Annotated in this window: 23 protein-coding genes; 9 read left to right on the top strand and 14 right to left on the bottom strand. The window is 71.0% G+C overall.

Annotated features, from left to right (window positions below):
• Positions 1-30: 30 nt before the first annotated feature.
• Positions 31-1398 (top strand): FAD-dependent oxidoreductase, encoded by a 1368-nt coding sequence (locus tag B082_RS0123145; RefSeq protein ID WP_018554181.1) that lies wholly within the window; start codon positions 31-33, stop codon positions 1396-1398.
• A 70-nt stretch (positions 1399-1468) separates the two neighbouring features.
• Here the strand turns inward: B082_RS0123145 and B082_RS0123140 are convergent, their stop codons facing one another.
• Together B082_RS0123140 and B082_RS0123135 are read right to left on the bottom strand one after the other, a co-directional pair.
• Complete coding sequence (locus B082_RS0123140) at positions 1469-2524, bottom strand: chitinase (protein ID WP_018554180.1); 1056 nt, start codon at positions 2522-2524, stop codon at positions 1469-1471.
• A gap of 123 nt (positions 2525-2647) precedes the next feature.
• Positions 2648-3244: a hypothetical protein gene (locus B082_RS0123135; RefSeq protein ID WP_018554179.1), complete on the bottom strand. Its 597-nt coding sequence runs from the start codon at positions 3242-3244 to the stop codon at positions 2648-2650.
• A 189-nt stretch (positions 3245-3433) separates the two neighbouring features.
• Here B082_RS0123135 and B082_RS0123130 point away from each other — a divergent pair, with 189 nt between their 5' ends.
• Positions 3434-4867: a carotenoid oxygenase family protein gene (locus B082_RS0123130; RefSeq protein WP_018554178.1), complete on the top strand. Its 1434-nt coding sequence runs from the start codon at positions 3434-3436 to the stop codon at positions 4865-4867.
• A gap of 11 nt (positions 4868-4878) precedes the next feature.
• On the opposite strand, the gene B082_RS0123125 is transcribed toward B082_RS0123130, so the two are convergent.
• Positions 4879-6063 carry a DUF6777 domain-containing protein gene (locus B082_RS0123125; RefSeq protein WP_018554177.1) on the bottom strand — a complete coding sequence of 395 codons (1185 nt, stop codon included), beginning with the start codon at positions 6061-6063 and terminating at the stop codon, positions 4879-4881.
• Positions 6064-6197: 134 nt separating this feature from the next.
• On the opposite strand from B082_RS0123125, the gene B082_RS0123120 reads away from it, so the two are divergent.
• Complete coding sequence (locus tag B082_RS0123120; RefSeq protein WP_018554176.1) at positions 6198-7601, top strand: lipase maturation factor family protein; 1404 nt, start codon at positions 6198-6200, stop codon at positions 7599-7601.
• Between the two features lie 9 nt (positions 7602-7610).
• Here B082_RS0123120 and B082_RS0123115 read toward each other — a convergent pair whose 3' ends face one another.
• From B082_RS0123115 to B082_RS0123075, 9 genes are all read right to left on the bottom strand, one after another.
• Positions 7611-8957, bottom strand: coding sequence for an ammonium transporter (locus tag B082_RS0123115; protein WP_018554175.1), 1347 nt, complete (start codon positions 8955-8957; stop codon positions 7611-7613).
• 36 nt (positions 8958-8993) lie between these two features.
• Positions 8994-9953 (bottom strand): urease accessory protein UreD, encoded by a 960-nt coding sequence (locus B082_RS0123110; RefSeq protein ID WP_018554174.1) that lies wholly within the window; start codon positions 9951-9953, stop codon positions 8994-8996.
• A 1-nt stretch (position 9954) separates the two neighbouring features.
• Positions 9955-10575 carry an urease accessory protein UreG gene (gene ureG, locus B082_RS0123105; RefSeq protein ID WP_018554173.1) on the bottom strand — a complete coding sequence of 207 codons (621 nt, stop codon included), beginning with the start codon at positions 10573-10575 and terminating at the stop codon, positions 9955-9957.
• A 34-nt stretch (positions 10576-10609) separates the two neighbouring features.
• Positions 10610-11356, bottom strand: a complete 747-nt coding sequence (locus B082_RS0123100) for an urease accessory protein UreF (RefSeq protein WP_018554172.1) — start codon at positions 11354-11356, stop codon at positions 10610-10612.
• Positions 11357-11361: 5 nt separating this feature from the next.
• On the bottom strand, positions 11362-13086 hold the full coding sequence (gene ureC / locus B082_RS0123095) for an urease subunit alpha (protein ID WP_018554171.1): 1725 nt from the start codon (positions 13084-13086) through the stop codon (positions 11362-11364).
• Positions 13086-13574, bottom strand: a complete 489-nt coding sequence (locus tag B082_RS0123090) for an urease subunit beta (RefSeq protein ID WP_018554170.1) — start codon at positions 13572-13574, stop codon at positions 13086-13088. Before B082_RS0123090 ends, ureC begins: the two co-directional genes overlap by 1 nt.
• The gene (locus tag B082_RS0123085; RefSeq protein WP_018554169.1) at positions 13571-14446 is read right to left on the bottom strand and encodes a sirohydrochlorin chelatase; all 876 of its coding nucleotides are present in this window, start codon (positions 14444-14446) and stop codon (positions 13571-13573) included. The genes B082_RS0123090 and B082_RS0123085 overlap by 4 nt, the downstream gene beginning before the upstream one ends.
• A gap of 3 nt (positions 14447-14449) precedes the next feature.
• Positions 14450-14755 (bottom strand): urease subunit gamma, encoded by a 306-nt coding sequence (locus tag B082_RS0123080; RefSeq protein ID WP_018554168.1) that lies wholly within the window; start codon positions 14753-14755, stop codon positions 14450-14452.
• Between the two features lie 61 nt (positions 14756-14816).
• On the bottom strand, positions 14817-15779 hold the full coding sequence (locus tag B082_RS0123075) for an urea transporter (RefSeq protein WP_026250098.1): 963 nt from the start codon (positions 15777-15779) through the stop codon (positions 14817-14819).
• A gap of 189 nt (positions 15780-15968) precedes the next feature.
• On the opposite strand from B082_RS0123075, the gene B082_RS0123070 reads away from it, so the two are divergent.
• Both B082_RS0123070 and B082_RS0123065 read left to right on the top strand, forming a co-directional pair.
• The gene (locus B082_RS0123070; RefSeq protein WP_026250097.1) at positions 15969-16439 is read left to right on the top strand and encodes a fluoride efflux transporter FluC; all 471 of its coding nucleotides are present in this window, start codon (positions 15969-15971) and stop codon (positions 16437-16439) included.
• Positions 16436-16810 carry a fluoride efflux transporter FluC gene (locus tag B082_RS0123065; RefSeq protein ID WP_018554165.1) on the top strand — a complete coding sequence of 125 codons (375 nt, stop codon included), beginning with the start codon at positions 16436-16438 and terminating at the stop codon, positions 16808-16810. The genes B082_RS0123070 and B082_RS0123065 overlap by 4 nt, the downstream gene beginning before the upstream one ends.
• 85 nt (positions 16811-16895) lie before the next feature.
• On the opposite strand, the gene B082_RS39260 is transcribed toward B082_RS0123065, so the two are convergent.
• A complete protein-coding gene (locus B082_RS39260) occupies positions 16896-17072 on the bottom strand; it encodes a hypothetical protein (RefSeq protein ID WP_158688894.1) in 177 nt (58 codons plus the stop codon).
• Between the two features lie 347 nt (positions 17073-17419).
• Positions 17420-18904: an SDR family NAD(P)-dependent oxidoreductase gene (locus tag B082_RS0123055; protein ID WP_018554163.1), complete on the bottom strand. Its 1485-nt coding sequence runs from the start codon at positions 18902-18904 to the stop codon at positions 17420-17422.
• A 206-nt stretch (positions 18905-19110) separates the two neighbouring features.
• On the opposite strand from B082_RS0123055, the gene B082_RS0123050 reads away from it, so the two are divergent.
• The 4 genes from B082_RS0123050 to B082_RS0123035 all read left to right on the top strand — a co-directional run bounded on the left by B082_RS0123050 (position 19111) and on the right by B082_RS0123035 (position 23513).
• Entirely contained in the window at positions 19111-20013 is a 903-nt protein-coding gene (locus tag B082_RS0123050; RefSeq protein WP_018554162.1) for an RNA polymerase sigma factor SigF, read from the top strand.
• A 197-nt stretch (positions 20014-20210) separates the two neighbouring features.
• Positions 20211-21467, top strand: a complete 1257-nt coding sequence (locus B082_RS0123045) for a PP2C family protein-serine/threonine phosphatase (protein WP_018554161.1) — start codon at positions 20211-20213, stop codon at positions 21465-21467.
• Positions 21457-23073 carry a sensor histidine kinase gene (locus tag B082_RS0123040; protein WP_018554160.1) on the top strand — a complete coding sequence of 539 codons (1617 nt, stop codon included), beginning with the start codon at positions 21457-21459 and terminating at the stop codon, positions 23071-23073. The genes B082_RS0123045 and B082_RS0123040 overlap by 11 nt, the downstream gene beginning before the upstream one ends.
• Positions 23070-23513, top strand: coding sequence for a response regulator (locus B082_RS0123035; protein WP_018554159.1), 444 nt, complete (start codon positions 23070-23072; stop codon positions 23511-23513). The genes B082_RS0123040 and B082_RS0123035 overlap by 4 nt, the downstream gene beginning before the upstream one ends.
• The last annotated feature ends 36 nt before the right edge of the window (positions 23514-23549 follow it).

The raw sequence follows: 23549 nt of genomic DNA, 5'->3' as shown, positions 1-23549 counted from the left end.
CTGCTCATCCGTTCGAAGGAACAGCTCGCCATGACACGCCCCGTCCGCGTCGCCATCGTCGGAGCCGGTCCCGCCGGCATCTACGCAGCGGACGCGCTGCTCAAATCCGACGCCGCCGCCGACCCGGGCGTCTCCATCGACCTGTTCGAGCGGATGCCCGCGCCCTTCGGCCTGATCCGCTACGGCGTGGCCCCCGACCACCCGCGCATCAAGGGCATCGTGCAGGCGCTGCACCAGGTGCTGGACAAGCCGCAGCTGCGGCTCTTCGGCAACGTCGACTACCCGAACGACCTGGGCCTCGACGAGCTGCGGACCTTCTACGACGCGGTGATCTTCTCGACCGGCGCCGACGCGGACCGCGCCCTGGACATCCCGGGCAACGAACTGGACGGTTCCTACGGGGCCGCCGACTTCGTCTCCTGGTACGACGGTCACCCGGACGTGCCGCGCACCTGGCCGCTGGAGGCCGAGAAGGTCGCCGTGCTGGGCGTCGGCAACGTCGCCCTGGACGTGGCCCGCATCCTGGCCAAGACGGCCGACGAGCTGCTGCCCACGGAGATCCCCGCCAACGTCTACGACGGCCTCAAGGCGAACAAGGCCCTGGAGGTGCACGTCTTCGGGCGGCGCGGCCCGGCGCAGGCCAAGTTCAGCCCGATGGAGCTGCGGGAGCTGGACCACTCGCCGAACATCGAGGTCATCGTCAACCCCGAGGACATCGACTACGACGCGGGTTCGATCGAGACCCGGCGCGGGAACAAGCAGGCCAACATGGTCGCCTCCACGCTGGAGAACTGGGCGATCCGCGATGTCGGCGACCGTCCGCACAAGCTGTTCCTGCACTTCTTCGAGTCCCCGGTGGAAATCCTCGGCGAGGACGGCCGCGTCGTCGGCCTGCGCACCGAGCGCACCGAGCTGGACGGCACCGGCAATGTGCGGGGCACCGGCACCTTCCACGACTGGGACGTGCGGAGCGTCTACCGGGCGGTGGGCTACTACTCGCAGGAGCTGCCGAAGCTGCCCTTCGACGTCGCGTCCGGCACCGTGCCGCACGCCGCGGGCCGGGTGCTGGCGGGCGGGGAGCCGATGGAGTCGGTGTACGTCACCGGCTGGATCAAGCGGGGACCGATCGGCCTGATCGGCCACACCAAGGGCGATGCCAACGAGACGGTCGCCTGCCTGCTGGAGGACCACGCCGCGGGCCGGCTGCCCGCCCCGGCGCAGCCCGAGCCGGACGCGGTCACCGACTTCCTCCAGGCGCGCGGCATCCGCTACACCACCCGCGAGGGCTGGTACCGCCTGGACGCGCACGAGCGGGCCCTGGGCGCGGAGCAGGACCGCGAGCGGATCAAGGTCGTGGAGCGCGAGGCCATGCTGGACGCCTCGGAGGCCGGCAGCTGACACGTACGGCGAGGGCCCCGCACGACCCGGTCCGGGTCGTGCGGGGCCCTCGCCGCAGGCGGGGCGGGCGTCAGCGTCCCTGGAGCGCCTTCACGTTGTCGCCGAAGGTCCAGTTCTTGGAACCGTCCCAGTTCAGCGACCAGGTCATCAGCCCCTTGAGGCTGTCGCCGTAGTGGTTCCAGGCCTGCGAGACGAGGCCGGGCGCCATGTAGCCGCCGCCGGCGCCCGCCTGGGCGGGCAGTCCGGGGACCTGCTTGTCGTAGGGGACCCTGATCGTGGTGCCCTGGATGACGAGTCCCTTGTCCAGACAGTCCGTCTGCGCGGTGAAGCCCTCCACGGTGCCGGCGGAGTAGGAGTCGCCGGAGCAGCCGTACATGCTGCCGTTGTAGTACTGCATGTTCAGCCACCAGAGCCGGCCGTTGTCCGCGTACTTCTTCACGATGGGCAGGTAGGCGCCCCAGATCGAGCCGTAGACGACGCTGCCGCCCGTGACGTACGCCGTCTCGGGCGCCATCGTCAGGCCGAAGTTGGACGGCATCCGCGCGAGCACACCGTCGATGATGCGGATCAGGTTGGACTGCGAGGGGGACAACTGGTTGATGTCGCCCGTGCCGCTGAGACCGGTCTCGATGTCGATGTCGATGCCGTCGAAGTTGTACTTCTTCAGGATCGGCACCACCGTGTCGACGAAGCGGTCGGCGACGGCGCTGGAGCTGAGGTCGATGCCCGCGGTGGCACCGCCGATCGACATCAGGGTGGTGAGCCCGGACGCCTTCGCCTCGCACATCTCGGCCGGGGTCGGGACCTTGACGGTCGAGTCCATCCCGTCCTCCCACTGGACGGTGCCGTCCGAGAGGATGACCGGGAAGGCCGCGTTGATCACGTTGTAGCCGTGCTCCGTGATGCGGCTGTCGGTGACCGGGATCCAGCCCAGCGGCGGGTGCACCCCGTTGGACGCGCCGTCCCAGTTCTCCCAGTACCCCTGGAGCACCTTGCCCGCGGGCTTCGACTTGACCGCGCAGGTGTCCTCCTGCGCCACGGTGCCCGGCTTGGCCGCGACGAGCATCGGTACGATGCACGCCGCCGCGAGGCCGACCCCCAGCAGACGTGATGTGCGACCGAACATGGCGCTACCTCTTCCTGGTTTGGCATGCCCCTGACAACACGCAACCGGATCGTGAACGCCGCCCAACGTAAAGTGGTCCAGACCTTCCGTCAATAGGTCTGGACCAAAGTGGGGCCGCTGGGCTCATGGGGAGGCGTGTGCGTCACGGGCCCGCTCGCGCACGTGGTCCGGGTAGCGCTCGGTGAACCGGACGGCGAGGACCAGCAGGACGACGGGGATGATCCAGTTGTACCAGTCGGCGCCGGACGAGGTGTGCAGTGCCAGGAGACCCAGCAGGGCCGTGACGGCGAAGACCGCGCCCCAGAGCAGCGTCAGCACCCTGTTGACATGGCGGAAGACGGGCGAGCCCCACACCTCGCGGGGCGTGGACTGGCGGGCGTACTGCTCCGTGAACGGGACGAAGGCCAGCGAGCCGAGCGCCACCACCGCGATCACGCCGCTGGACAGGACCTGGGCGTATCTCTCCACCCAGTACATGTCGTGCCGGTCCAGGAACAGTGCCAGGACGCTGAGGACCGCGAAGAAGACGATCCCGGTGACTTCCAGGACCTTGAAGGAACCCCGGCGCATGTCCGGGAGGTTGAGGACCACGGCGGCCACCAGGGCGGCCAGCGCGGCGTACTCCCAGGTGCTGGGAGAGGCGATGACGATGAAGAGGATCCACGGGGCGAACGCGAAGAACAGATTCCCGGTCCGCCGTCCCGGACGGGCTTGATTCACCGGACACCTCCGGGGGTGCGGCCCGCGCGGCGACCTGCCGCGTCTTCCATGGTGGGCCCGTGGCCGGGCCGCCGCATCCCGCGCGGACGGCGCCCGTTCCGCGTTGCGACGCGTCGGGGCCGGGGATTCAATTGAGGGTCAGCCCGGCCGCAGCCGGGCGCGTACAGCCCCCGGCGAGGGAGGCCCGCCATGGCCGCACATGCCGCACACCCCTTCGACCCGAGCCGCGTCGTCCATCTCTCCGGCCGCTTCGCCCCGGTCACCGAGGAGGTCGACGAGGCGGACCTCCGGGTGACGGGCTCGCTGCCGGACGAACTGGACGGGGTCTTCCTGCGCAACGGCCCCAACCCCCGCTTCACCCCGATCGGTTCGTACCTCTACCCCATCGACGGGGACGGCATGCTGCACGGGGTGTGGATCTCCGGCGGCCGGGCCCGCTACCGCAACCGGTTCGTGCGGACCCCGGCCGTGATCGCCGAGGAACGGGCCGGGCGGGCGCTGTGGGGCGGGATCGAGTCGATGATCCTGCCCCGGGAACCCGACGTCGGACCGGAGCTGGCCGGCACCTTTCGCGACATGCCCGACATCAACGTGGTGCGCCACGCGGGACGGCTGCTGGCCCTCGCCGAGTCCGACTGCCCGTTCCTGATGACACCGGAGCTGGAGACCGCGGGGAAGGAGACGTTCGGCGGGGCGCTGCCGGCCGGGATCACCGCGCATCCGAAGACCGACCCGGTCACCGGCGAGATGCTCGTCTTCTGCTACGGCCTGGAGCCGCCTCACCTCACCTGGTCCGCGATCGGCCGCACCGGTGACGTGGTGCGCGGCCCGACCACGATCGACGGGGTGGACGAACCGATGATGATCCACGACATGGCGCTGACACCGCGCTTCCTGGTGATCGTGCTGGCGCCCGTGTTCTTCGACATCGACGCGGCCATGCACGGCGGCTCCATGATCGACTGGCGGCCCGAGCGCGGCACCCGGGTCGCTCTGGTCCCCCGCGACGGCGGCCCGGTGCGCTGGGCGTCCGACGACGCCTTCTGGCTGTGGCACACGGTCAACGCCTTCGACACCGAGCCCGACGGCGGGAACGTGGTGCTCGACTACGTGCAGTGGACGCGCCTGGCCATGGGCGCACCCGACGAAGGCGGCCGGCCCAACCACGCGGGCCTGGTGCGCGCGGTCATCGACCCCGAGGCGGGCACCATGCGCCGCACCGTGCTGGACGACGCCAGGATGGAGCTCCCCCGCACCGACGACCGGCTGATCGGCCGGCGCCACCGCCAGTTGGCCGTGGCCGCGGATTCGGGCAACCCGGACCTGTTGCCGGGCGAGTTCGACGAACTGCGCTGGTACGACGGCGGCGATCCCTCGGGCCGGCATCTCGCGTGGCGGGCCGGGAACCTGTCGGTGGGCGAGCCGGTCTTCGCCCCCGTCCCGGGCACCGGCCCCGGGGCGGGCGGCTACTGGATGACGTACGCCACCGACCGGACCGACGCGAGCAGCTGGCTGCTCGTCATCCCCTCCGAGGACCCGACGGCGGGCCCGGTGGCCCGGGTGCGCATCCCGGTGCGGGTCCCGCTGGGCCTCCACGGGAACTGGCTGCCCACCGAGGAGTGAGCCCGCCGCCCTCACCGCCGCCGCGCCGCGCCGCCGTCCACCGGCCGCTCGTGCCGGGGCAGCTGGATGGACGTCTGCGGCTCGCCGGTCATGGACGGCACGGGATCGCGCGGCGGCTCGTCCGGCTCGGGCTCATCGGACCGGGGCTCATCCGGCTGGGGCTCGGTGGGAGCCCCGGTGGGCGTGGGGCAGTTCGTCTCCCCCGGCGATCTGGCGGGTACGCCGGCGGCGCCCGCCGGCTCGCCGGGCGGCGTCGGCCCGGCGGACGGCGGGCAGTCGCCGGGCGGCCGGGAGCGGGACGGCGTCGGCTCCGCCGGCTCCTCGGGCCGCTCGGACCTCTTCGGCGGCCGGGGTTCCTTCGTACCGGTGGGCGGCAGTTCGGGGAGCGTGCCCGTGATGTCCGTGCCGGGGCCGTAGGGCGGCGGCACCGCGGGGGCCCGGTCCCCGGCACCCCCGTCGCCCGAGGGCCGCGCGATCCACGTCCGGTGCTCCACATCGACGATCACCAGCTCGGTCACGGGCCGGGCGGCGGGCTCGATCACCACCGTTCGCGCCGGATCGAACCCCGCCCAGCGCTCCCCCTTGCCGGCCGCGGCGCCCGCCGCCGCCCCGCCCGGCGGGTCCAGGGGGTTGCCGCACGCGCAGCGGACGCGCGGGAGGCCGCGGCCGTCGACCATGACCGCGGTGCCCGCCTGGAGCACGGACCGGAACGCGGTGACCGAGCCCGCGCGGTAACCATGGCCGGTGACCAGGGTGTCGGCGCGCAGCAGGACGGGGGTCAGGGCGCGCAGGAAGGCGGGGACCCGGGCGGGGCCGACGGACACGGTGCGCGCGAAGGCCGCTTCCCTGGCCGGGTCCGCGGCGAGCATGCGGATCTGGGTCTCGACGTCGCAGGACGGGACGGCGCGCGTTCCGCCGTAGAGGCCGGGCGTCGATCCGGTGCGGGTGAGCGGCTTCCCGCCGCCGGGCGGTGCCGGGGAGCGGCTGTCGGGGTGCGTGCCCGGCGCCGCAACGGGCGCGGCGGCCGAGGAGCCGGTGAACGGGGACGGGCCGGTGTCGGCGGCTGCCTGGAGCAGGACGTCCTCGGCGGTCGTGCTCGCGGGCCGTGAGGTCTCCTGTGCGCAGCCCGCGGCGAGGAGGAGGCCGGCGGAGAGAAGGGCGGGCGCGGTGCGTCGCAGACGTATGCGTGAGTGCACGAAGAGGTCTCCTGCCTGGTCACCGGTCTCCCGGTCGCTCCCCTCATGTCTGCCGCACTTCCCGGCCCGCCGCAAACGGACGGCGCCCGGAGCCTGTACGGCGCGCGGGGGGTGGCGGCCCGATACTGGTAGCGATGGAGTGGTTCACAGCAGACGGGTACTGGCTCGGCCGGCTGGTCTTTCAGAAGGCCCTCGCCGTCGTCTATCTGGCCGCGTTCCTCAGCGCGGCGCTCCAGTTCCGGGCGCTGATCGGTGAACGTGGCATGCTGCCCGCCCCGGAGGTCCTGCGGCGCACCGACTGGCGCGGCGCGCCCGGCCTCTTCCGCCTCCACTACTCCGACCGCTTCTTCGCCGTGGTCGCCTGGACCGGCTGCGCGGTCGCCGTCGCGCTGATCGTGGGCGTGGACAACCGGGTGCCGCTGGGTGCCGCGATGGCGCTCTGGGCCCTGCCGTGGCTGCTGTATCTGTCGATCGTGCAGGTCGGCGGCGTCTGGTACGGCTTCGGCTGGGAGTCGCTGCTCCTGGAAACGGGCTTCCTCGCCGTCTTCCTGGGCAACGCGGACACGGCGCCACCGGTGCTCGTGCTGTGGCTGCTGCGGTGGGTGCTGTTCCGGCTGGAGTTCGGCGCCGGGCTCATCAAGTGGCGCGGCGACGCCTGCTGGCGGAATCTGACGTGCCTGTACTTCCATCACGAGACCCAGCCGATGCCGGGGCCCCTGAGCTGGTTCTTCCACCGTCTCCCCCGGCCCGTGCACCGGGCGGAGGCGGCGGCCAACCATGTGACCCAGCTGCTCGTCCCGTTCCTGCTCCTCACCCCGCAGCCGGTGGCGAGCGTGGCGGCCGGGCTGATGATCGTCACGCAGTTGTGGCTGGTGCTCTCGGGGAACTTCGCCTGGCTGAACTGGCTGACCATCACGCTCGCCCTGCCGGTCATCGACTGGTCGCCGCTGACCGAGCCGCCCGCCCAGCGGGGTGCGCCCCTCTGGTACGAGGTCGTGGTGATCGCGGTGACCGTGCTGATCCTCGCCCTCAGCTACCACCCGGCCCGCAATCTGGTCTCCCGCCGTCAGGTGATGAACCGGTCCTTCGACCCGTTGCACCTGGTCAACACGTACGGCGCGTTCGGCAGCGTCAGCCGGGTCCGGCTGGAGGTGGTGGTCGAGGGCACCGACGACGCGGTGGTGCACCCGGGCACGGTGTGGAAGGAGTACGGCTTTTGGGGCAAGCCGGGCGACCCGCGCAGACTGCCGCGCCAGTTCGCCCCGTACCATCTGCGGCTGGACTGGCTGATGTGGTTCGCGGCTCTGTCGCCCGCGTACGCCCGTGCCTGGTTCGGCCCGTTCGTGGAGCGGCTGCTGGAGAACGACCGGGACACGCTGCGGCTGCTCCGGCACAACCCGTTCCCCGGCGCCCCGCCGGCCCAGGTGCGGGCCAGGGTCTTCCGCTACCGGTTCACCACGTGGCGCGAGCTGCGGGCCACCGGCTGCTGGTGGCACCGCACCTTCGTCCGCGACTTCCTGCGCCCGACCAGGAGGTAGTGGGGCTCGTCAGCGGTCCTCGCGGGCGCGCAACAGGCGGCTGATCTGCTTGACCAGCTCGTCGTCGCTCGCCACCCGCTTGCCGGAGACCAGCGCGCCGAGGCGCTCGGCGGTCTGGAAGTCGTAGGCCCGCTCCGCCTCCGCGCCAGGAACGTTCCCGTACTCCTCCTTGGCCCGGAAGCCGACGGTCAGGTCGACCACCTTGGCGATGATCCAGGTGAGGATGAACGAGAAGGCGATCATCGAGACGATCGCGACGAGCTGCTTGCCGAGCAGGCCCCAGCCGCCGCCGTAGAAGAGGCCCTCCTTGCCGCTGACGCGCGCGGTGGCGAAGAGGCCGACCATGATCAGGCCGACCAGCCCGCCGACTCCGTGCACCCCGACCACGTCGAGCGTGTCGTCCACGCCGAACCGGAACTTCAGCGTGATCGCGAAGGCGCACACCGCGCCGACGACGAGACCGGTGATCACCGCGCCGAGCGTGTTGATCTCACCGCACGCCGGGGTGATGGCGACCATGCCCGCGACGGCGGACGAGACGACGCCCATGGTGGTGACCCGCCCGGTGCGCCACTTCTCGACCAGCGGCCAGGTCACCATGGCACCCGCGGCCCCGAGCTGGGTGTTGATGAACGCGGCGGCGGCCGTGCCCTGGTCGGTCAGCGCGGAGCCCGAGTTGAAGCCGAACCAGCCGAACCACAGCAGCCCGACGCCGACGACCACGAGCGGGATGTTGTTGGGGCGCTCCTCGCGGCGGGCGAAGTCGCGCGGTGCCCGTAGCACGAGGGCGACGGCGAGTCCGGCGACCCCTGAGTTGAGCTCCACCGGCAGGCCGCCGGCGAAGTCCAGGGCGCCGAGGTGCTTCACGATCCAGCCGTCCTTGTCGAACACCCAGTGCGCGGCGGGGATGTAGACGATCAGCAGCCACAGCACGACGAAGACGAGCCAGCCCCGCATCGTGGCGCGGTCGGCGATCGAACCGCTGATCAGCGCCACGGTGATGATGGCGAAGCCCATCTGGAAGGTGCTGTAGATGTACGTGGGGATGGCGCCGCTCAGCGTGTTCAGCTGGATGCCCTTCATGAACACGTGGTCGAGGTTCCCGATGAGCCCGGCCCCTCCCACATCGGGCCCGAACGCCAGGGTGTATCCGATGACCCACCAGAGCAGCGTGCCGAAGGCGAGCGCGGCGAAGCTCATCTTGATCATCATGAGCACGTGCCGGGTGCGCACCATGCCGCCGTAGAAGAACGCCAGGCCGGGCGTCATGAGCAGGACCATGGCGGTGGCGGCGAGCAGCCAGGCGGTGTCCCCGGAGTCGTACGCGGCCGGCATGGGCGCGGGAGCGGTGATCATCGGCGGTCCCTCGTGTGGGGGTGGTGGGCGGGAGGTCTACGGTTTGCGCAGGTCCGGCGCCGGATGGCCGGTGAGCTGCCGGCGTACGGCATGCCAGGCGGCCCGGTGCGCCTCGGCGACCCGGATCGGGCTGTCGTCGATGAGCCGCACCCAGGCGCCGCAGTCCCGGGGCAGCACGCTGACCCCGTACAGGACGCCGAGGGGGGCGAGCGCCTCGTGCAGGGTGTCGGCCAGGCCGGAGGCCGGCACGCGGTCGGTGACGACGAAGAGCGAGGCGACGTGGTCGTGCCCCGCGAACACCCCGGGCCCGAGGACGCCCTGACCGGCCGTGCCGGGGGCCAGGCGCAGGGTGTCGACGGCGAGGAGGGTGCCGTCGGGCCTGCTGATGCGCAGGTCCGTCGCGAGTGTCCGGTAGACATGGCGTTCGCCCCGGGCGAGCCGGCCGGCGGTGAGGGTGTCGCCGACGAGGACCGTGGCGCCGGGTGCGACGGTGACCTCGGTGCGCTGGTAGAAGCGCGCGTCCTCGAACGGGATCAGTGGGTCGGGCAGGTACTCGACGTAGCTGCCGGCCTCTGCCGTCAGGTGCACGCGCTGGCTCGCGTAGTCGTGCTCCATCTTGAAGACCTTGGTGGCGGCCTGGGTGGTCAGGTGGACCTGGGTGTCCGGGCCGCAGTGGAAGTCCATCCGGTAGCGGTCGGCCTGGGCGATGCCGCCGCCGGTCGCCATCAGGTAGACGTAGCTCATGCCGGGCAGCGCGGGGTCGATCCACAGCGGCCGCATGATCTGCAGGGGTGTCTTCTGGTAGCGCCCGACGAGTTCGGTGCGCTCGCCCCGCACGGCGAAGGCGAGGTCGAGGATGCCGACCTTGGCCGGCGATCCGGGGGCCAGCGTGTCCGGGACGGAGGCCAGGGCCGCGACGTCCGGGGGCACGCGGACCGCGGTGTAGTACTCCTCGGCGAGCCGGCCGGCCGTCGGCCGCTGCGGGGCGAGCGGCATGTCAGATCAGCACCTTGCGGCGCGATTCGAGGTAGCCGGCGATCTCGTCGACGCCGATGCCGGTCAGGCAGTCGGTGAGGACGACGGGGCCCTCTCCCCTGACCCGGTGGGCGTCGGACTCCATGATGCCGATGTCCGTGCGCACGTACTTCGCGATGTCGATCTTGTTGATGACGAGGAGGTCGGATTCGGTGATGCCGGGGCCGCGCTTGCGGGGCATCTTCTCGCCCTCGGCGGTGTCCAGCACGAAGAGGAACAGGTCGACCAGGGCCGGGCTGAACGTCAGGGTGAGGTTGTCGCCGCCGGACTCGTACAGCAGGGTGTCGACGTCCGGGAAGCGTTCCAGCATCTCGGCGCCGGCCGCCAGGTTCATCGTGGGGTCGTCGCGCACGGCGGTGTGCGGGCAGGCGCCCGTCTCGACGCCGACGACGCGCTCGGGTTCGAGGACGCCGGCCAGCGTGCGGCGGACGTGCTGGGCGTCCTCCTGGGTGTAGATGTCGTTGGTGATGACGGCGGGGCGGTGGCCTCGTTCGATCAGTACGGGTACCAGCGCCTCGATGAGCGCGGTCTTGCCGGAACCGACGGGTCCGCCGATGCCGACCCGCAGTACGTTGTCGTCCATGGTGCTCCCTGGTGTGGCGGGGGTGTGTGGGTGTTCAGCTGGCGAAGAGCCGGGCCTCGGCGCGTTCGTGACGGCCCGACATGACGTCCGACGCGAAGACGGTGGCGCCGACGTCGTCGAGTTCCCTGCGCAGTGCCGCGTCGACGGTCGTCTCGATGACCGGCGCCGCTCCTCTGATCAGGGTCTGCGCCGTGCGGTGGTCGGTCAGCCGCAGCCGCAGGGCGGCGCCCGCGAAGCTGACACAGAACGCGAACAGGTCGGCGGCGACGGCCTGGCGGACCGGGACGCCGGTCGCCGCGTAGACGACCCCGGCCGCCACCGCCTGGGTGCCGGGGGCCTCGCGGCGTACGACCCGGCCGAAGTAGTCGCCGATCTCCGGGCGGCCGAAGACCTCCTGGCCGAGGTCCAGGAGCTGGCGCCCGGTCCGGGTGGCGGCCTGGCGCATCTCCCGGCCCAGCTTCGTGGCGAACAGGTGCTCGTCGATCCTGACGACGGTCTCCGGGTCGCCCGCCGCGGTCGCCCGGTGCGCGAGGGCGAGTGCGGTGGCGTCGGCGGGGCCGACGCCGTGCAGCAGCAGGTCCTGGAGCAGCGGCGGCAGGCTCGCGGCGTCCACGGCGCCCGCCTGGGCGAAGCCCTCCAGGCTGTGCGAGAGCGTGTAGAAGCCGCTCGGGAACGCGGAGTCGGTGAGCTGGAGGCTGACCAGCAGCGGTCCCAGGCCCACGGCGGCCGCGGTCCGCGCCGGGCCGGGTTCGCCCGCGATGTCGCCCTCCTTGCGGTACATCGGCCCTAGACCAGGAAGTAGAGGTGGTTGAGGGGCAGCGTCTCGGCCGGGTCGATGGTGGCGACCTTGCCGTTCAGCGTCACCTTGAACGTCTCCGGGTCGACCTGGACGTCCGGCAGGACGTCGTTGCGGACCATGTTGTGCTTGCCGATGGTGCGGGTGCGGCGCACGGGCAGAACCTTGCGTTCCAGGCCGAGCGCCTCCGGTACGCCGGCGGCGATGCCCGCCTGCGACATGAACGTGGCGTGGGTGGCCTGGAGCGCCTTGCCGTACTGCCCGAACATGGGCCGGTAGGTGACCGGCTGCGGGGTCGGCAGCGAGGCGTTGGGGTCGCCCATCTGGGCCCAGGAGACGAGGCCGCCCTTGATGATCATCTTCGGCTTGGCGGCGAACGAGTGGATGGGCCACAGCACGATGTCGGCGAGCTTGCCCTTCTCGATCGAGCCCACGTAGTCGGAGATGCCCGTGGCGATGGCGGGGTTGATGGTGACCTTGGCGAGGTAGCGCAGCACCCGCTGGTTGTCGTTGCGCTCCGAGTCGCCCTCCAGCACACCGAGCTTGTCCTTGCAGTGGTGCGCGGTCTGGAAGGCCCGGGTCACGGACTCCCCGATCCGGCCCATGGCCTGGGAGTCGGAGGAGAACATGCTGATCACGCCGAGGTCGTGCAGCACGGATTCGGCGGCGATCGTCTCGGCCCTGACCCGGCTGTCGGCGAAGGACACGTCCTCGGGGATGTCATGGCTGAGGTGGTGGCAGACCATCACCATGTCGAGGAGTTCGTCCACCGAGTTCTTGGTGTACGGCAGCGTCGGGTTGGTGGAGGACGGCAGGACGTTCGGCTCGCCGGTGACCCGCAGGATGTCGGGGGCGTGGCCGCCGCCCGCGCCCTCGCTGTGGAAGGTGTGGATGGCCCGGCCGTCGATCGCCGAGCGGGTGTCCTCGAAGAACCCGCCCTCGTTCAGGCTGTCGGTGTGGATCGCCACCTGGACGTCGTGCTCGTCCGCGACGTTGAGCGCGTTGTCGATGACGGCCGGGGTGGAGCCCCAGTCCTCGTGCACCTTGAGCGCGCAGGCACCCGCGACGACCTGCTCCTCCAGCGCCCCCGGCAGGCTGCCGTTGCCCTTGCCCATGATGCCGAGGTTGACCGGAAGGGTCTCCGCCGCCTGGAGCAGCAGGCCGATGTTGTACGGCCCGGGGGTACAGGTCGTGCCGTTGGAGCCGTCCGTCGGGCCGGTGCCGCCGCCGATGAGCGTGGTGATGCCGTTGGTCAGCGCCTGTTCGGCCTGCTGCGGGGCGATCAGGTGGACGTGGCTGTCGATGGCGCCCGCGGTGGCGATCAGGTGCTCGCCGGCGATGGCCTCCGTACCGGGGCCGATGACCAGGTCCGGGTCGACGTTGTTCTGCGTCTGCGGGTTGCCGGACTTGCCGATGCCGACGATGAAACCGTCCTTGATGCCGATGTCGCACTTGACGACGCCCACCATCGGGTCGATGACGACCACGTTGGTGATGACGGTGTCGAGTGCGCCCTGGGCCGCGGTGGCCTGGGGGTCGGATGCCATGCCGTCCCGCATGGTCTTGCCGCCGCCGTAGACGACCTCGTCGCCGTACAGGCCCTCGCTGTAGTCCTTCTCGACCTCGACGACGAGGTTGGTGTCGGCGAGGTAGAAGCGGTCCCCGACCGTCGGGCCGAACATGTCGGTGTACTGCTTGCGCGGCAGGATGGGCATCAGCGCGAACCCTTCTTCTTGTCCTTGGCGGCCTTGGAATCCTTGGATCCACCCTTGCCCGCGCTCTTGGACTCTCCCTTGGAGCCGTCCTTGGCGCTCTTGGCGGCGGGCGCGGACTGCGCGCCCTGAAAGCCGCGTTCGATCGCCTTGCGGACGGCTTCGACGCGGGCGGGGTGGGAGGCGAGGCTGCCGTTGAGCAGCCCGCTGAAGCCGGTGAGCCGGCCGGTTCCGGCGTACGCGCAGAGCTCGACCTCGCGCGAGCCGCCGGGCTCGAACCGTACGGAGGTGCCCGCGGCGATGTTGAGGTGCATGCCGAGCGTCGCCTCGCGGTCGAAGGAGAGCGCCGAGTTGACCTCGAAGAAGTGGTAGTGCGACCCGACCTGCACGGCCCGGTCCCCGGTGTTGCTCACGGTGACCTTCAGCGTGCGGCGACCCGCGTTGAGTTCGACGGGGTCCTTGCCGTACAGATAGTTCTGACGGAACGTCATGCGATGCTCCTGATGACTCGGTCCGCTCCAACGGCGGACGGGTGGTGGTGCCGGTGCCCGGTGTCGGGGCCGTGGTCGTGGGCGTGGCCGTGCGTGTGTCCGTGCGGGTGGCCGTGACCGTGACCGTGGTCATGGCCCTCGCCCGGTGGGTGGGTATGGGCGTGGCCGTGGTGGTCGGCGGCCACGAGCCCGGTCGCGACGCCGTCGTCGCCGTGCTCGGCCCAGCGCCGCCGGGCGTCGGCCACCCGCTCGTCGAGCACCCGGCGCAGCGCGGAGGCCGGCATGAGGGGTCCCGTGCTCTCGGCGGGCACGGGCGGGGCGCCGCCCGCGTCCACGGGTGCGAACGAGGCCGGCAGCAGCGCCACGCGCTCCGCGCCGAGCAGGGCGCAGCGCCGCACGCCTTCGGCCGGGTCCGGATCGCCGCCGCCGAAAGCGACCTCGACCAGATCGTGGCGGCCGTAGCGGCGTACGAGCGCGGCGACGCGGTACAGCTCGGCGTCCTCGAAGGGGTCGCCGGAGGGGGCGGTGACGAGGAGCGCGGAGCTTGCGGGCGCCCGTCCGGCCGCTGCGCGGAGATGGGCGACGAGGTGCTGTGTGGTGCCGAAGGGCTCGGCGAGCAGTGCGACGCCGGGTCCGGCCGTGGGGAGCGCGCGCAGCGTGCGGGCGGTGTCGGCGACGAGGCCGGGTTCGCGGCCCAGCGTCATGGGGACGACCACACTGTCCTCGCCCCGGCGGCGGTGTGCGGACACGGCCCGGAACAGTTCGCGCCCGTTGGGGACCACGCTGACGTGCGGGCCGAGCCGCCCGTCGAGCGCACGTCCGTAGTCGGCCTCGTGGCCGCACACGGCGATGACGGCCCCGCTCACGGTCATCGGTCAGCCACCGATGGGGTCGTGGCAGGAGACGAGCTTGGTGCCGTCCACGAAGGACGCCTCGACCTGGAGCAGGCCGAGCATCTCCCGTACGCCGGGCATGGTGTCGCCCTCGCCCACGACGTGGCGGCCCAGTTCCATGCAGTCCGCGACGCTCTTGCCGTCGCGGGCGGCTTCGAGGATCGCCTCGGTGATCAGCGCGACCGACTCGCTGTAGTTGAGCTTGAGGCCGCGGCCCTGGCGCTTGCGGGCCAGGTCGGCCACGACGTAGACCAGCAGTTTGTCGATCTCGCGAGGGGCGAGGTTCATCGTGGGTACCTTCCTCGGGATGGTGCGGTGGGAGAGCGGGAGGGACGGTGGCCGGGCCTTGTCAGTCGCTGCGGCGCAGGCGTGGCAGCAGGGGAACGGCCGCCATCAGCACCCAGGTGGTGAGGATGAACGGCCACGTGAAGGTGTGACCGCCGAACGGTTTGAAGAATGACGTCAGCGACGCGGTGAGACCGGTGGTCGCCGCCGCGCCGAACAGGGCGTAGACCCCGGTCCAGACCGTGTTGGCCATGAAGACGGCGCCGATGGCGATGGCGACGAGGACGGCGTTGTATCCGTAGATCCCGCTGGCGATCAACGCCGTGGGGGCGCCCAGGGCCCAGGCGGCGAAGACTCCGACCACGCTGCCCGCCGCCGCGTACAGGACGACGCGGAGGCCGGCCAGGGCCAGTCCCACGAGCATGATCAGTCCGACGTACCAGGACTCGACCAGGAAGATCTGCGAGACGTTGTTGAAGAACGCGTGCCACAGGTCGTTCCAGGACAGCCCGGTGTCGCCCCTCGTCGTACTGGAAACGGCGGACGGGGCGCCGTGCCAGACGCGGTCGAAGGCCGGAGCACCCACCACCATCACACCGGAGACCAGGCAGAAGGGCGCGGTCAGCGGTGTGAGTCCGTAGGGGGTGAGGAAGGTTCCCAGAGTCGCCATCAGAAGGGTGCACATGATGGCGCCGACCACCGTCAGCACGTAGGTCGCGACGTGGTTGCCCAGCGAGGAGACGAGTGCGATGCCGGTGAGGCATCCCGAATACCCCTGAAGCCCCAGGGCAATGCTCGTCCGGTCAACGGCGAGTGCGTACGCGGTCGCGGTGGCGATCAGCGTGCCGAGTGTGGCGAACAGGCCCGTTTCCCAGCCCGCCGCCCACAGCGCGGCAAGGATCGCCACGCCCGTGAGCAGCGCGGGCTGGAGATCCACCTGACCAACGCCCCGCACACTCGCCAGGAGGTAGGCGAACGGTTGGCGCTTTTCCAGCCGCCGCACAATTTCCGGCTCGGCAAGAGACAAGGCTGACTCCAACGACTCAGCGAGATGAGGACCTTCTGGAATGCGGATCGCATTCACCCTTCACCATGAATACACAGAGCGACGTTTCAGGCACTCCGAGAGACAGTGACGGTGGCCCAAGCGGGTGGCGCCGTTCCCCTACCAGCGCGCTCCGCCTCTGCCGGCGCATCGAATACGTAGGTTCGCCGCATGTCGATCAGAATGCAGCTGCACCGTCGCAGTCACCCCGACCACCATCCCGGGGTCCAGCTTCCAGTCGTGGTCGCCGTCGCGATCGGCGGTGCCGCCGGAGCCGCGGCCCGCTTCGGCGCCGAGCGCCTCTGGCCGAACGGCACATCGGCATTCCCCTGGACGATCCTGCTGGTCAACACGGTGGGGTGTTTCCTGATGGGAGTCCTCATGGTCACCCTGAAGCTGCGCTTCCCCGGGGCACCCCGGCTGATCAGCCCACTGCTGGGCACGGGCGTGCTCGGCGGGTTCACCTCGTTCTCGCACTACACGGACAACGTGCGGCAGCTGTTCGAGAACCATCAGCCGGGCTACGCCGTCGGCTGCCTGGTGCTGACCGTGGCCGCGGCGCTGGCTGCCGTGACGGCCGGGGCGTTCGCCGCGCACTTCTCGTACGGCCGCTCCTACGGTCCGCAGGGTGAGGCGTCATGACCGACTGGCTGCTCGTCCTGGCCGGCGGACTGGTGGGCGCGCCGTTGCGCTATCTCCTCGGGGTGGACGCGAAGTTCCGCCTGCACAGCGTCTTCCCGTGGGGCACCTTCGCGGCCAACGCGGGGGCCGCCCTGTTCCTCGGCTTCATCGCGGAGGCGGCGATGAACGGCGATCTGAGCACCCGGCTGAACCTGCTGCTGGCCACCGGCTTCTGCGGGGCCCTGTCGACCTGGTCGACGTTCTCCTACGAACTGCTGACCCTGAATTCGGCCCGCCGGCTCGGCCTGGCGGCGGGCTATCTCCTGCTCACCGTCGGCGCCGGCGTCGGGCTCTCCTTCGGCGGTGCGGCGCTGGCGCGCGCGGTGTTCTGAGCACACCGCCGCACGTGCGCGCCGCCGCATGAGAACGGGCCCCGGCCCGCCCACTCGGGGCGGGGCCGGGGCCCGTGGAAAGCACTCAGTCGATGCCTTGCAGGATGTGCGGCTCGGCGAGGTCTTCCTCGTAACCGGCCAGCCGGATCGGCGCGGACCTGGCCCAGACCTCGATGTTCCGGAGCTTCTCGCTACCGGAGCCCGGCTTTCCGGGCCGTTCGGCCGGCGGTTCCTCGTGCTTCGTCATTTCCGGTGTCGTCACCGCGCACTCCTTTGTGTCGCGTAGCCCCGGGCGTCGCCGACGCTCCGGATCTCATTGCCGGGAATCAGCCGCCCATACGGGGCAGGGGCAGAAACAGATCGGTCGCGGTGGCGCCGGGTACGGGGCGGGACGGCGACTTGGTTGACAAGCCTGTCCCAGGACGGTCGAGGAAGGTTTGTGGACTCCTCGATGACATCCGTTCACATCAGAGTAACCAAATGAGCGCGTCCACGCTCGATGGAATGTATGCCATGGGTCACTTTCAGCCATCGCATACGGAAAAGACCCGGCCAGGAATGCGTTCCGGCCGGGTCTTCACGGGGCGCGGGTACCGCGCCCCGGTCCTGCTACCAGTTGGCGGGGGCGTAGTCCTTGAGGAAGCAGCCGTACAGGGCCTCGCCCGCCTCGCCGCGCACGATCGGGTCGTAGACGCGGGCGGCACCGTCGACCAGGTCGAGCGGGGCGTGGAAGCCCTCCTCCGCCAGCCGCATCTTGTCCGGGTGCGGGCGCTCGTCGGTGATCCAGCCGGTGTCGACGGCGGTCATCAGGATGCCGTCCTTCTCGAACATCTCCTGGGCGCTGGTGCGGGTCAGCATGTTCAGCGCGGCCTTGGCCATGTTGGTGTGCGGGTGGCCGGCGCCCTTGTAACCGCGGCCGAACACGCCTTCCATCGCGGAGACGTTGACCACGTAGGAGCGCTTGGCCGCCGTCGCCGCCATGGCCGGACGGAGCCGGCTGATCAGGATGAACGGCGCGGTGGAGTTGCAGAGCTGGACTTCCAGCAGCTCGATGGGCTCGACCTCGTCGACTGTCTGGATCCAGCTGTTGGTGTCGTGCAGGTCCGGGACGAGCCCGCCCGCGTCGATCGCGGTGCCGGCGGCGATCCGGGCCGGTGAGGCGGAGCCCGTGACCAGGGCCAGATCCGTGACGTCCTGCGCGCTCAGCTGCTCCTTGCGGGCGGCGGGCAGTGCGGCGACCCGGTCGACACTGCCGCTGCCGAAGGTGCCGATCACCTCGGCGGCCGGCAGTTCACCGGCGGGCAGCGGCGCGGACTCGGCGCCGAGCAGCTCGCTGTATGCCTGCGCCGAGCGGCGGACCGTCTGCGCCGCGTTGTTGATCAGGATGTCGAGCGGGCCCTCGGCCGCCACCGACTCGGCGAGGGCGACTACCTGGGCGGGGTCGCGCAGGTCGATGCCCACGATCTTCAGACGGTGGATCCACTCGTCGCTGTCCTCCATCGCCTTGAAGCGCCGGATCGCGTCGTTGGGGAAGCGCGTGGTGATCGTGGTGTGGGCGCCGTCGCGGAGCAGCCGCAGCGCGATGTACATGCCGATCTTGGCGCGGCCGCCGGTCAGCAGCGCCCGGCGCCCCGTCAGGTCGGTGCGAGCGTCGCGGCGGGCGCGGTTCTCGGCGGCGCAGTCCTGGCAGAGCTGGTGGTAGAACGCGTCGACCTCGACGTACCGCGTCTTGCACACGTAGCAGGACCGGGGCCGCTGGAGGATCCCGGCGATCTCCGCGGAGGCGGAGGAGGACGGCAGGACGCCCTGGGTCTCGTCGTCGATGCGCTCGGCCGAACCGGTGGCCGTGGCCTCGGTCACCGCCTTGTCGTGCGCGGTCTTGGCGGCCCGGCGCTCCTGGCGGCGGCGCTGCTTCACGGTCCGGTAGATCCCCGCCGTGGCGCGGCGCACCGCGATGGCGTCCGGGTGGTCGACCTCGATGGTGTCGAGTTCGTCGAGCACGCTCAGGCAGACGGCCAGCCGCTCCGGGTCGATACCGGGACCGAATTCCTCGGTTCCGGCCACGAGCTCGGGGCCGTCCTCTGTCACCGTCATTGCCGTTCCTCTGTACTCGTGCCGCTGGCCTTACTGCGGGCCGAACGCCCCGGTCAAGTCTGCCATGGTTCCCGGGCTGCTCCATTCGGGTGGGCGGGCCGGGTGGAGGGGGCGCCGGAGAAAGTTCCGGCCCGGCCGCGCATGCCCTCGCCGATTCGGGGCAGGCGGTGTGCGAAGCACTTGGCGACAAGGAGGGGTCACACACCATGGCGACCACGACGGAGCGGACCGGCGAAGTCTTCGGCGACACACGCACGCTTGTTGAGCAGGACGGGACGCCGCAGGGCGCGGGGACTGCGGAGCTGCCGTGGATCGAGGACACCGGGAAGGTCGCTCCGAAGGACGCCCGCGCCCTGTCGAAGATGTTCCTGGACCGGCTTCAGACGCTGGAGGAGGGCACGCACGAGTACCAGTACGCGCGCAACACCCTCATCGAGATGAATCTCTCGCTCGTGCGGTACGCCGCGTCGCGCTTCCGCAACCGCGGTGGCGACGATGTCGAGGACATCATCCAGGTGGGGACGATCGGTCTGATCAAGGCCATCGACCGCTTCGACCTCACGCGCGAGGTGGAGTTCGCCACCTTCGCGGTCCCCTACATCGTCGGGGAGATCAAGCGCTTCTTCCGCGACACCACCTGGGCGGTGCACGTGCCGCGCCGGCTCCAGGAGCTGCGGGTCGATCTGGCGAAGGCGAAGGAGGAGCTGTCGTCGCGGCTGGACCGCGATCCGACGGTCGCCGAGCTCTCCGCCCACCTCGACCTGCCCGAGGAGGAGATCATCGAGGGCCTGGTCGCGGCCAACGGATACTCGGCCGGCTCCCTGGACACCCCCAGCGCCGAGACCGACTCCGGCAACGAGCAGCGGTCGTACGCCGATGTGATCGGTGAGGCCGACCCCGGCATGGAGACCGTGGAGAACCTCCACACCCTGGCGCCGCTGCTGGAGAAGCTCGACGCCCGCGAGCGCCGCATCGTCCAGATGCGCTTCGGCGAGGAGATGACGCAGTCCCAGATCGGGGCGGAACTGGGCGTCTCCCAGATGCATGTGTCCCGGCTGCTCGCCCGCATCGTCAAGCGGCTGCGGGCGGGGATGTCCGTCGAAGCCTGAAACGGGCACCGGGGCGGGTGAGGACACCCGCCCCCGCTCCCCCCACCCTCTCGAATCGGCCACGCACCGGCAGGCTGTGGCCGAAGACGCAGCGGACGACGCCCGACGGCAGAGCGGAGGGCGTCGTTCACATATGCTGCGGGGCACACCGGCGGGCGGCCCGCCAGGTGGCAACGAGAGGGTGAAGCGTGGCTGAGATGCGCATGAGCGCCCCCGCTCGGCCTCCCGTCCCTGCCTCCCTTCCGGTCCAGACGGCCCACGAGGCCGACGGCCGGGGCTCCGTCTGGGACGTCAACGGTTCCATCCTGCTCGTCGAGGACGACGCGGGTGACGCGCTGCTCGTCGAGGAGATGCTCGCCGACGGTGAGCTGGACTCGGCGCTGACCTGGTGCAAGACGCTGTCCGAGGCGCTGGCGTATCTGCGCTCGCACCGGGCGCCCGTCTGTGTCCTGCTCGACCTGCATCTGCCCGACGTCCACGGGCTGCGGGCCGTCACACAGATCGTCGAGACGTCCCAGGACGCCGCGATCGTGGTCCTGACCGGTCTCGCGGAGGCGGACGCGGGTCTGAAGGCCGTGGCGACCGGGGCGCAGGACTACCTCGTGAAGGGCAGGCTCGATCCGCAGGCGCTGTCGCGCGCGATCCGCTACGCCCTCCAGCGCAAGCAGGTCGAGCGGGCGGCCTCCGCTCTGCGGGCCAACCAGCTGATGGCGCAGGAGAACGCGCGCCTAGAACGCGGCCTGCTGCCCATACCGCTGCTGAACGACGACAGCTTCCAGGCCGTCGCCCGCTACGAGCCGGGCCGCGCCCACGGTCTGCTCAGCGGTGACTTCTACGACGTGGTGCAGACGGCCGACGGCACGGTCCGGGCGGTCATCGGCGATGTGTCGGGGCACGGTGCGGCGGAGGCGGCGCTCGGGGTGTGCCTGCGCGTGGCCTGGCGCACGGCCGTGCTGTGCGGAACCGATCCGCTGGAACAGCTCGGGCTGCTGGAGTCGATCCTGGTCGCCGAGCGTTCCGATCCCCATGTCTTCGCGACCGTCACCTCGCTGGTCTTTCCGCCCGGCGGGGACCGGGTCCGCGTCGTCCGGGCCGGCCATCCGGGGCTGCTGCTGCGGCAGGGCGGGGACGTCGAGTGGGTGGAGCCCGAGGGCGGAATGGCGCTCGGGCTGCTTCCCGGGCACGGCCAGTGGCCGGTCAACGACATGGAACTCACGCCCGGCGCCGCGCTCGTCCTGTTCACCGACGGCCTCTTCGAGGGGCGCAACGGTCCGGACACCCGGCTGGGCGAGGAAGGACTCCTCGGCATGGCCCGGGACCAGGCCCGCCTCGCCGCCCGCCCGTTCGTCGACGCACTCGTCGCGGGCGCCGCTCAGGCGGCGGCGCCGCACGGGGGGCTCGCCGACGACGTGGCCGTCCTGCACCTCGGCTGGAGCACCACCCATGAGCGGTGACATACCCGACACCACCGCGAAAGCGGCCGGATTCCGGGCGCGTCTGTCCGTCCAGAACTGGGTCCACCTGATCCTGGGCTGTTTCGTACTCGTCGTCTGCGGCTGTCTGGTGGCCGGGGGGCTGGTCCTGTCCCGGATCTCCGACCGGACCACCGAGCTGGTGGACCGTATCCAGCCGGCCCGCTCCGCCTCCTTCCAGCTGCAGAACGCGCTGCTCGACCAGGAGACGGGCGTACGCGGCTACGCGCTGACCGGTGACGCCTCGTTCCTGGAGCCGTTCGCCGCGGGCAAGGAGGCCGAACAAAACCGGCTGGCCCGGGTGCGCGCCGCGATGGGTGACAGCGCGCCGTACAACCGCGACCTGGACCGGATCGCCGCGGCCTCCGCGGAGTGGCGCAGGGTGCACGCCGACCCGCTGATCGCCGTCGTCCGCCGCGACGGACCCGGGGGCCGCTCCTCGGAGCGGACCACGGAGAGCAAGGCCGCCTTCGACCGGCTGCGACAGCTCTACGGCACCCAGCAGGCGCATCTCGATGCCGCCCGGGACCGGGCACGCGCCCAGCTGGACGACGCCCGCCACACCCGCGACCGGGTGCTGATCGCCCTGGTGATCGGCTTCGTGGTGTGCGTGATCTCGCTCAGCGTGCTGCTGCAACGCATGGTGGGGCGCCCGTTGAACGCACTGGCCGAGGCGTCCGGGAGAGTCCGCTCGGGCAGCTTCCGCCGGCGCCGCATCGAGGTGCGCGGGCCGTCCGACGTACGGGCGGTGGCCGCGGCGGTCGAGGACATGCGCAGCCGGCTGGTGGCGGAGGTCGACGCCGCGCAGGAGCGGGAGGAACTGCTCGCACAGCAGACGGTGGAGCTGCGCAGGTCCAACTCCGAACTGGAGCAGTTCGCCTACGTCGCCTCGCACGACCTCCAGGAGCCGCTGCGCAAGGTGGCGTCGTTCTGCCAGCTGCTGGAGAAACGGTACGGCACGGAGCTGGACGGCCGGGGCAAGCAGTACATCGACTTCGCCGTCGACGGCGCCAAGCGCATGCAGGTACTCATCAACGACCTGCTCACGTTCTCCCGGGTCGGGCGCGTCCACGACCGGTGGAACCCTGTCGACCTGGACGGGACGCTGGACCGGGCGCTGGCCAATCTGGCGCTGGTGATCGAGGAGTCGGGGACCACGGTCGTCCGTGCCGCCCCCCTCCCCTCGGTCACCGGGGACCCCACGACGCTCACGATGATCTGGCAGAACCTGGTCGGGAACGCCGTGAAGTTCCGCCGCCCGGACGAGCCGTGCGTGATCACGGTCGGCTGCGAGCGGGAGGGCGACGACTGGCACCTCACCATGACGGACAACGGCATCGGCATCGCGCCCGAGTTCGCGGAGAAGGTCTTCGTCATCTTCCAGCGGCTGCACCCCCGCGACGAGTACGAGGGCACGGGCATCGGCCTCGCCCTGTGCCGCAAGATCATCGAGTTCCACGGCGGCCGGATCTGGCTCGATCCGGAGTCCCGCCGGGGCGCCCGTATCCACTTCCTCCTGCCGGCCGACGCCCCCGCGGAGCCGGCCGGCCCGACCCTCCCAGCCGAGATCTCCGGAGAGACCGCGTGAACACCTCCGTACTGCCCATCGAGATCCTTCTCGTCGAGGACGACCCCGGCGACGAGCTGATGACGCGCGAGGCGTTCCAGGACAACAAGATCCGCAACACGCTCCACGTGGCGCGGGACGGCGAGGAGGCGCTCGATTTCCTCTACCGCCGGGGCGCGCACGCCGAGGCACCCCGCCCCGATCTGATCCTGCTCGACCTCAACCTCCCCAAGTACGACGGCCGCCAGGTCCTGGAGCAGATCAAGCAGGACCCCGTGCTCTCCCTCATCCCGGTCGTCGTGCTGACCACGTCCTCCGCCGAGGAGGACATCCTGCGCAGCTACAAACTGCACGCCAACGCCTACGTCACCAAGCCGGTCGACCTCGACCAGTTCATGGCGGCCGTGCGCCAGATCGACGAGTTCTTCCTCACCGTGGTGCGGCTTCCCGGCCGCGCGTAATATTCGCTGAAGATGCTTGGGAGTGGGATCTCCCGA

This window comes from Streptomyces sp. ATexAB-D23 (genome assembly GCF_000373645.1).
GTDB lineage: Bacteria > Actinomycetota > Actinomycetes > Streptomycetales > Streptomycetaceae > Streptomyces > Streptomyces castrisilvae.
The sequence above is the reverse complement of the archived record's forward strand: the minus strand, read 5'-3'. Positions and strand labels throughout refer to the sequence as shown.

Excerpts from the sequence above, each read along its gene's own strand:
- B082_RS0123130 (WP_018554178.1), top strand. The coding sequence starts at position 3,434 with ATGGCCGCACATGCCGCACACCCCTTCGACCCGAGCCGCGTCGTCCAT.
- B082_RS0123065 (WP_018554165.1), top strand. The coding sequence starts at position 16,436 with ATGACCGACTGGCTGCTCGTCCTGGCCGGCGGACTGGTGGGCGCGCCG.
- B082_RS0123110 (WP_018554174.1), bottom strand. The coding sequence starts at position 9,953 with ATGCCGCTCGCCCCGCAGCGGCCGACGGCCGGCCGGCTCGCCGAGGAG.
- B082_RS0123055 (WP_018554163.1), bottom strand. The coding sequence starts at position 18,904 with ATGACGGTGACAGAGGACGGCCCCGAGCTCGTGGCCGGAACCGAGGAA.
- B082_RS0123115 (WP_018554175.1), bottom strand. The coding sequence starts at position 8,957 with ATGATCACCGCTCCCGCGCCCATGCCGGCCGCGTACGACTCCGGGGAC.
- B082_RS0123040 (WP_018554160.1), top strand. The coding sequence starts at position 21,457 with ATGAGCGGTGACATACCCGACACCACCGCGAAAGCGGCCGGATTCCGG.
- B082_RS0123070 (WP_026250097.1), top strand. The coding sequence starts at position 15,969 with ATGTCGATCAGAATGCAGCTGCACCGTCGCAGTCACCCCGACCACCAT.
- B082_RS0123045 (WP_018554161.1), top strand. The coding sequence starts at position 20,211 with ATGCGCATGAGCGCCCCCGCTCGGCCTCCCGTCCCTGCCTCCCTTCCG.
- ureG (WP_018554173.1), bottom strand. The coding sequence starts at position 10,575 with ATGGACGACAACGTACTGCGGGTCGGCATCGGCGGACCCGTCGGTTCC.
- B082_RS0123080 (WP_018554168.1), bottom strand. The coding sequence starts at position 14,755 with ATGAACCTCGCCCCTCGCGAGATCGACAAACTGCTGGTCTACGTCGTG.
- B082_RS0123085 (WP_018554169.1), bottom strand. The coding sequence starts at position 14,446 with ATGACCGTGAGCGGGGCCGTCATCGCCGTGTGCGGCCACGAGGCCGAC.
- ureC (WP_018554171.1), bottom strand. The coding sequence starts at position 13,086 with ATGCCCATCCTGCCGCGCAAGCAGTACACCGACATGTTCGGCCCGACG.
- B082_RS0123120 (WP_018554176.1), top strand. The coding sequence starts at position 6,198 with ATGGAGTGGTTCACAGCAGACGGGTACTGGCTCGGCCGGCTGGTCTTT.
- B082_RS0123140 (WP_018554180.1), bottom strand. The coding sequence starts at position 2,524 with ATGTTCGGTCGCACATCACGTCTGCTGGGGGTCGGCCTCGCGGCGGCG.
- B082_RS0123050 (WP_018554162.1), top strand. The coding sequence starts at position 19,111 with ATGGCGACCACGACGGAGCGGACCGGCGAAGTCTTCGGCGACACACGC.
- B082_RS0123145 (WP_018554181.1), top strand. The coding sequence starts at position 31 with ATGACACGCCCCGTCCGCGTCGCCATCGTCGGAGCCGGTCCCGCCGGC.
- B082_RS0123090 (WP_018554170.1), bottom strand. The coding sequence starts at position 13,574 with ATGACGTTCCGTCAGAACTATCTGTACGGCAAGGACCCCGTCGAACTC.
- B082_RS0123100 (WP_018554172.1), bottom strand. The coding sequence starts at position 11,356 with ATGTACCGCAAGGAGGGCGACATCGCGGGCGAACCCGGCCCGGCGCGG.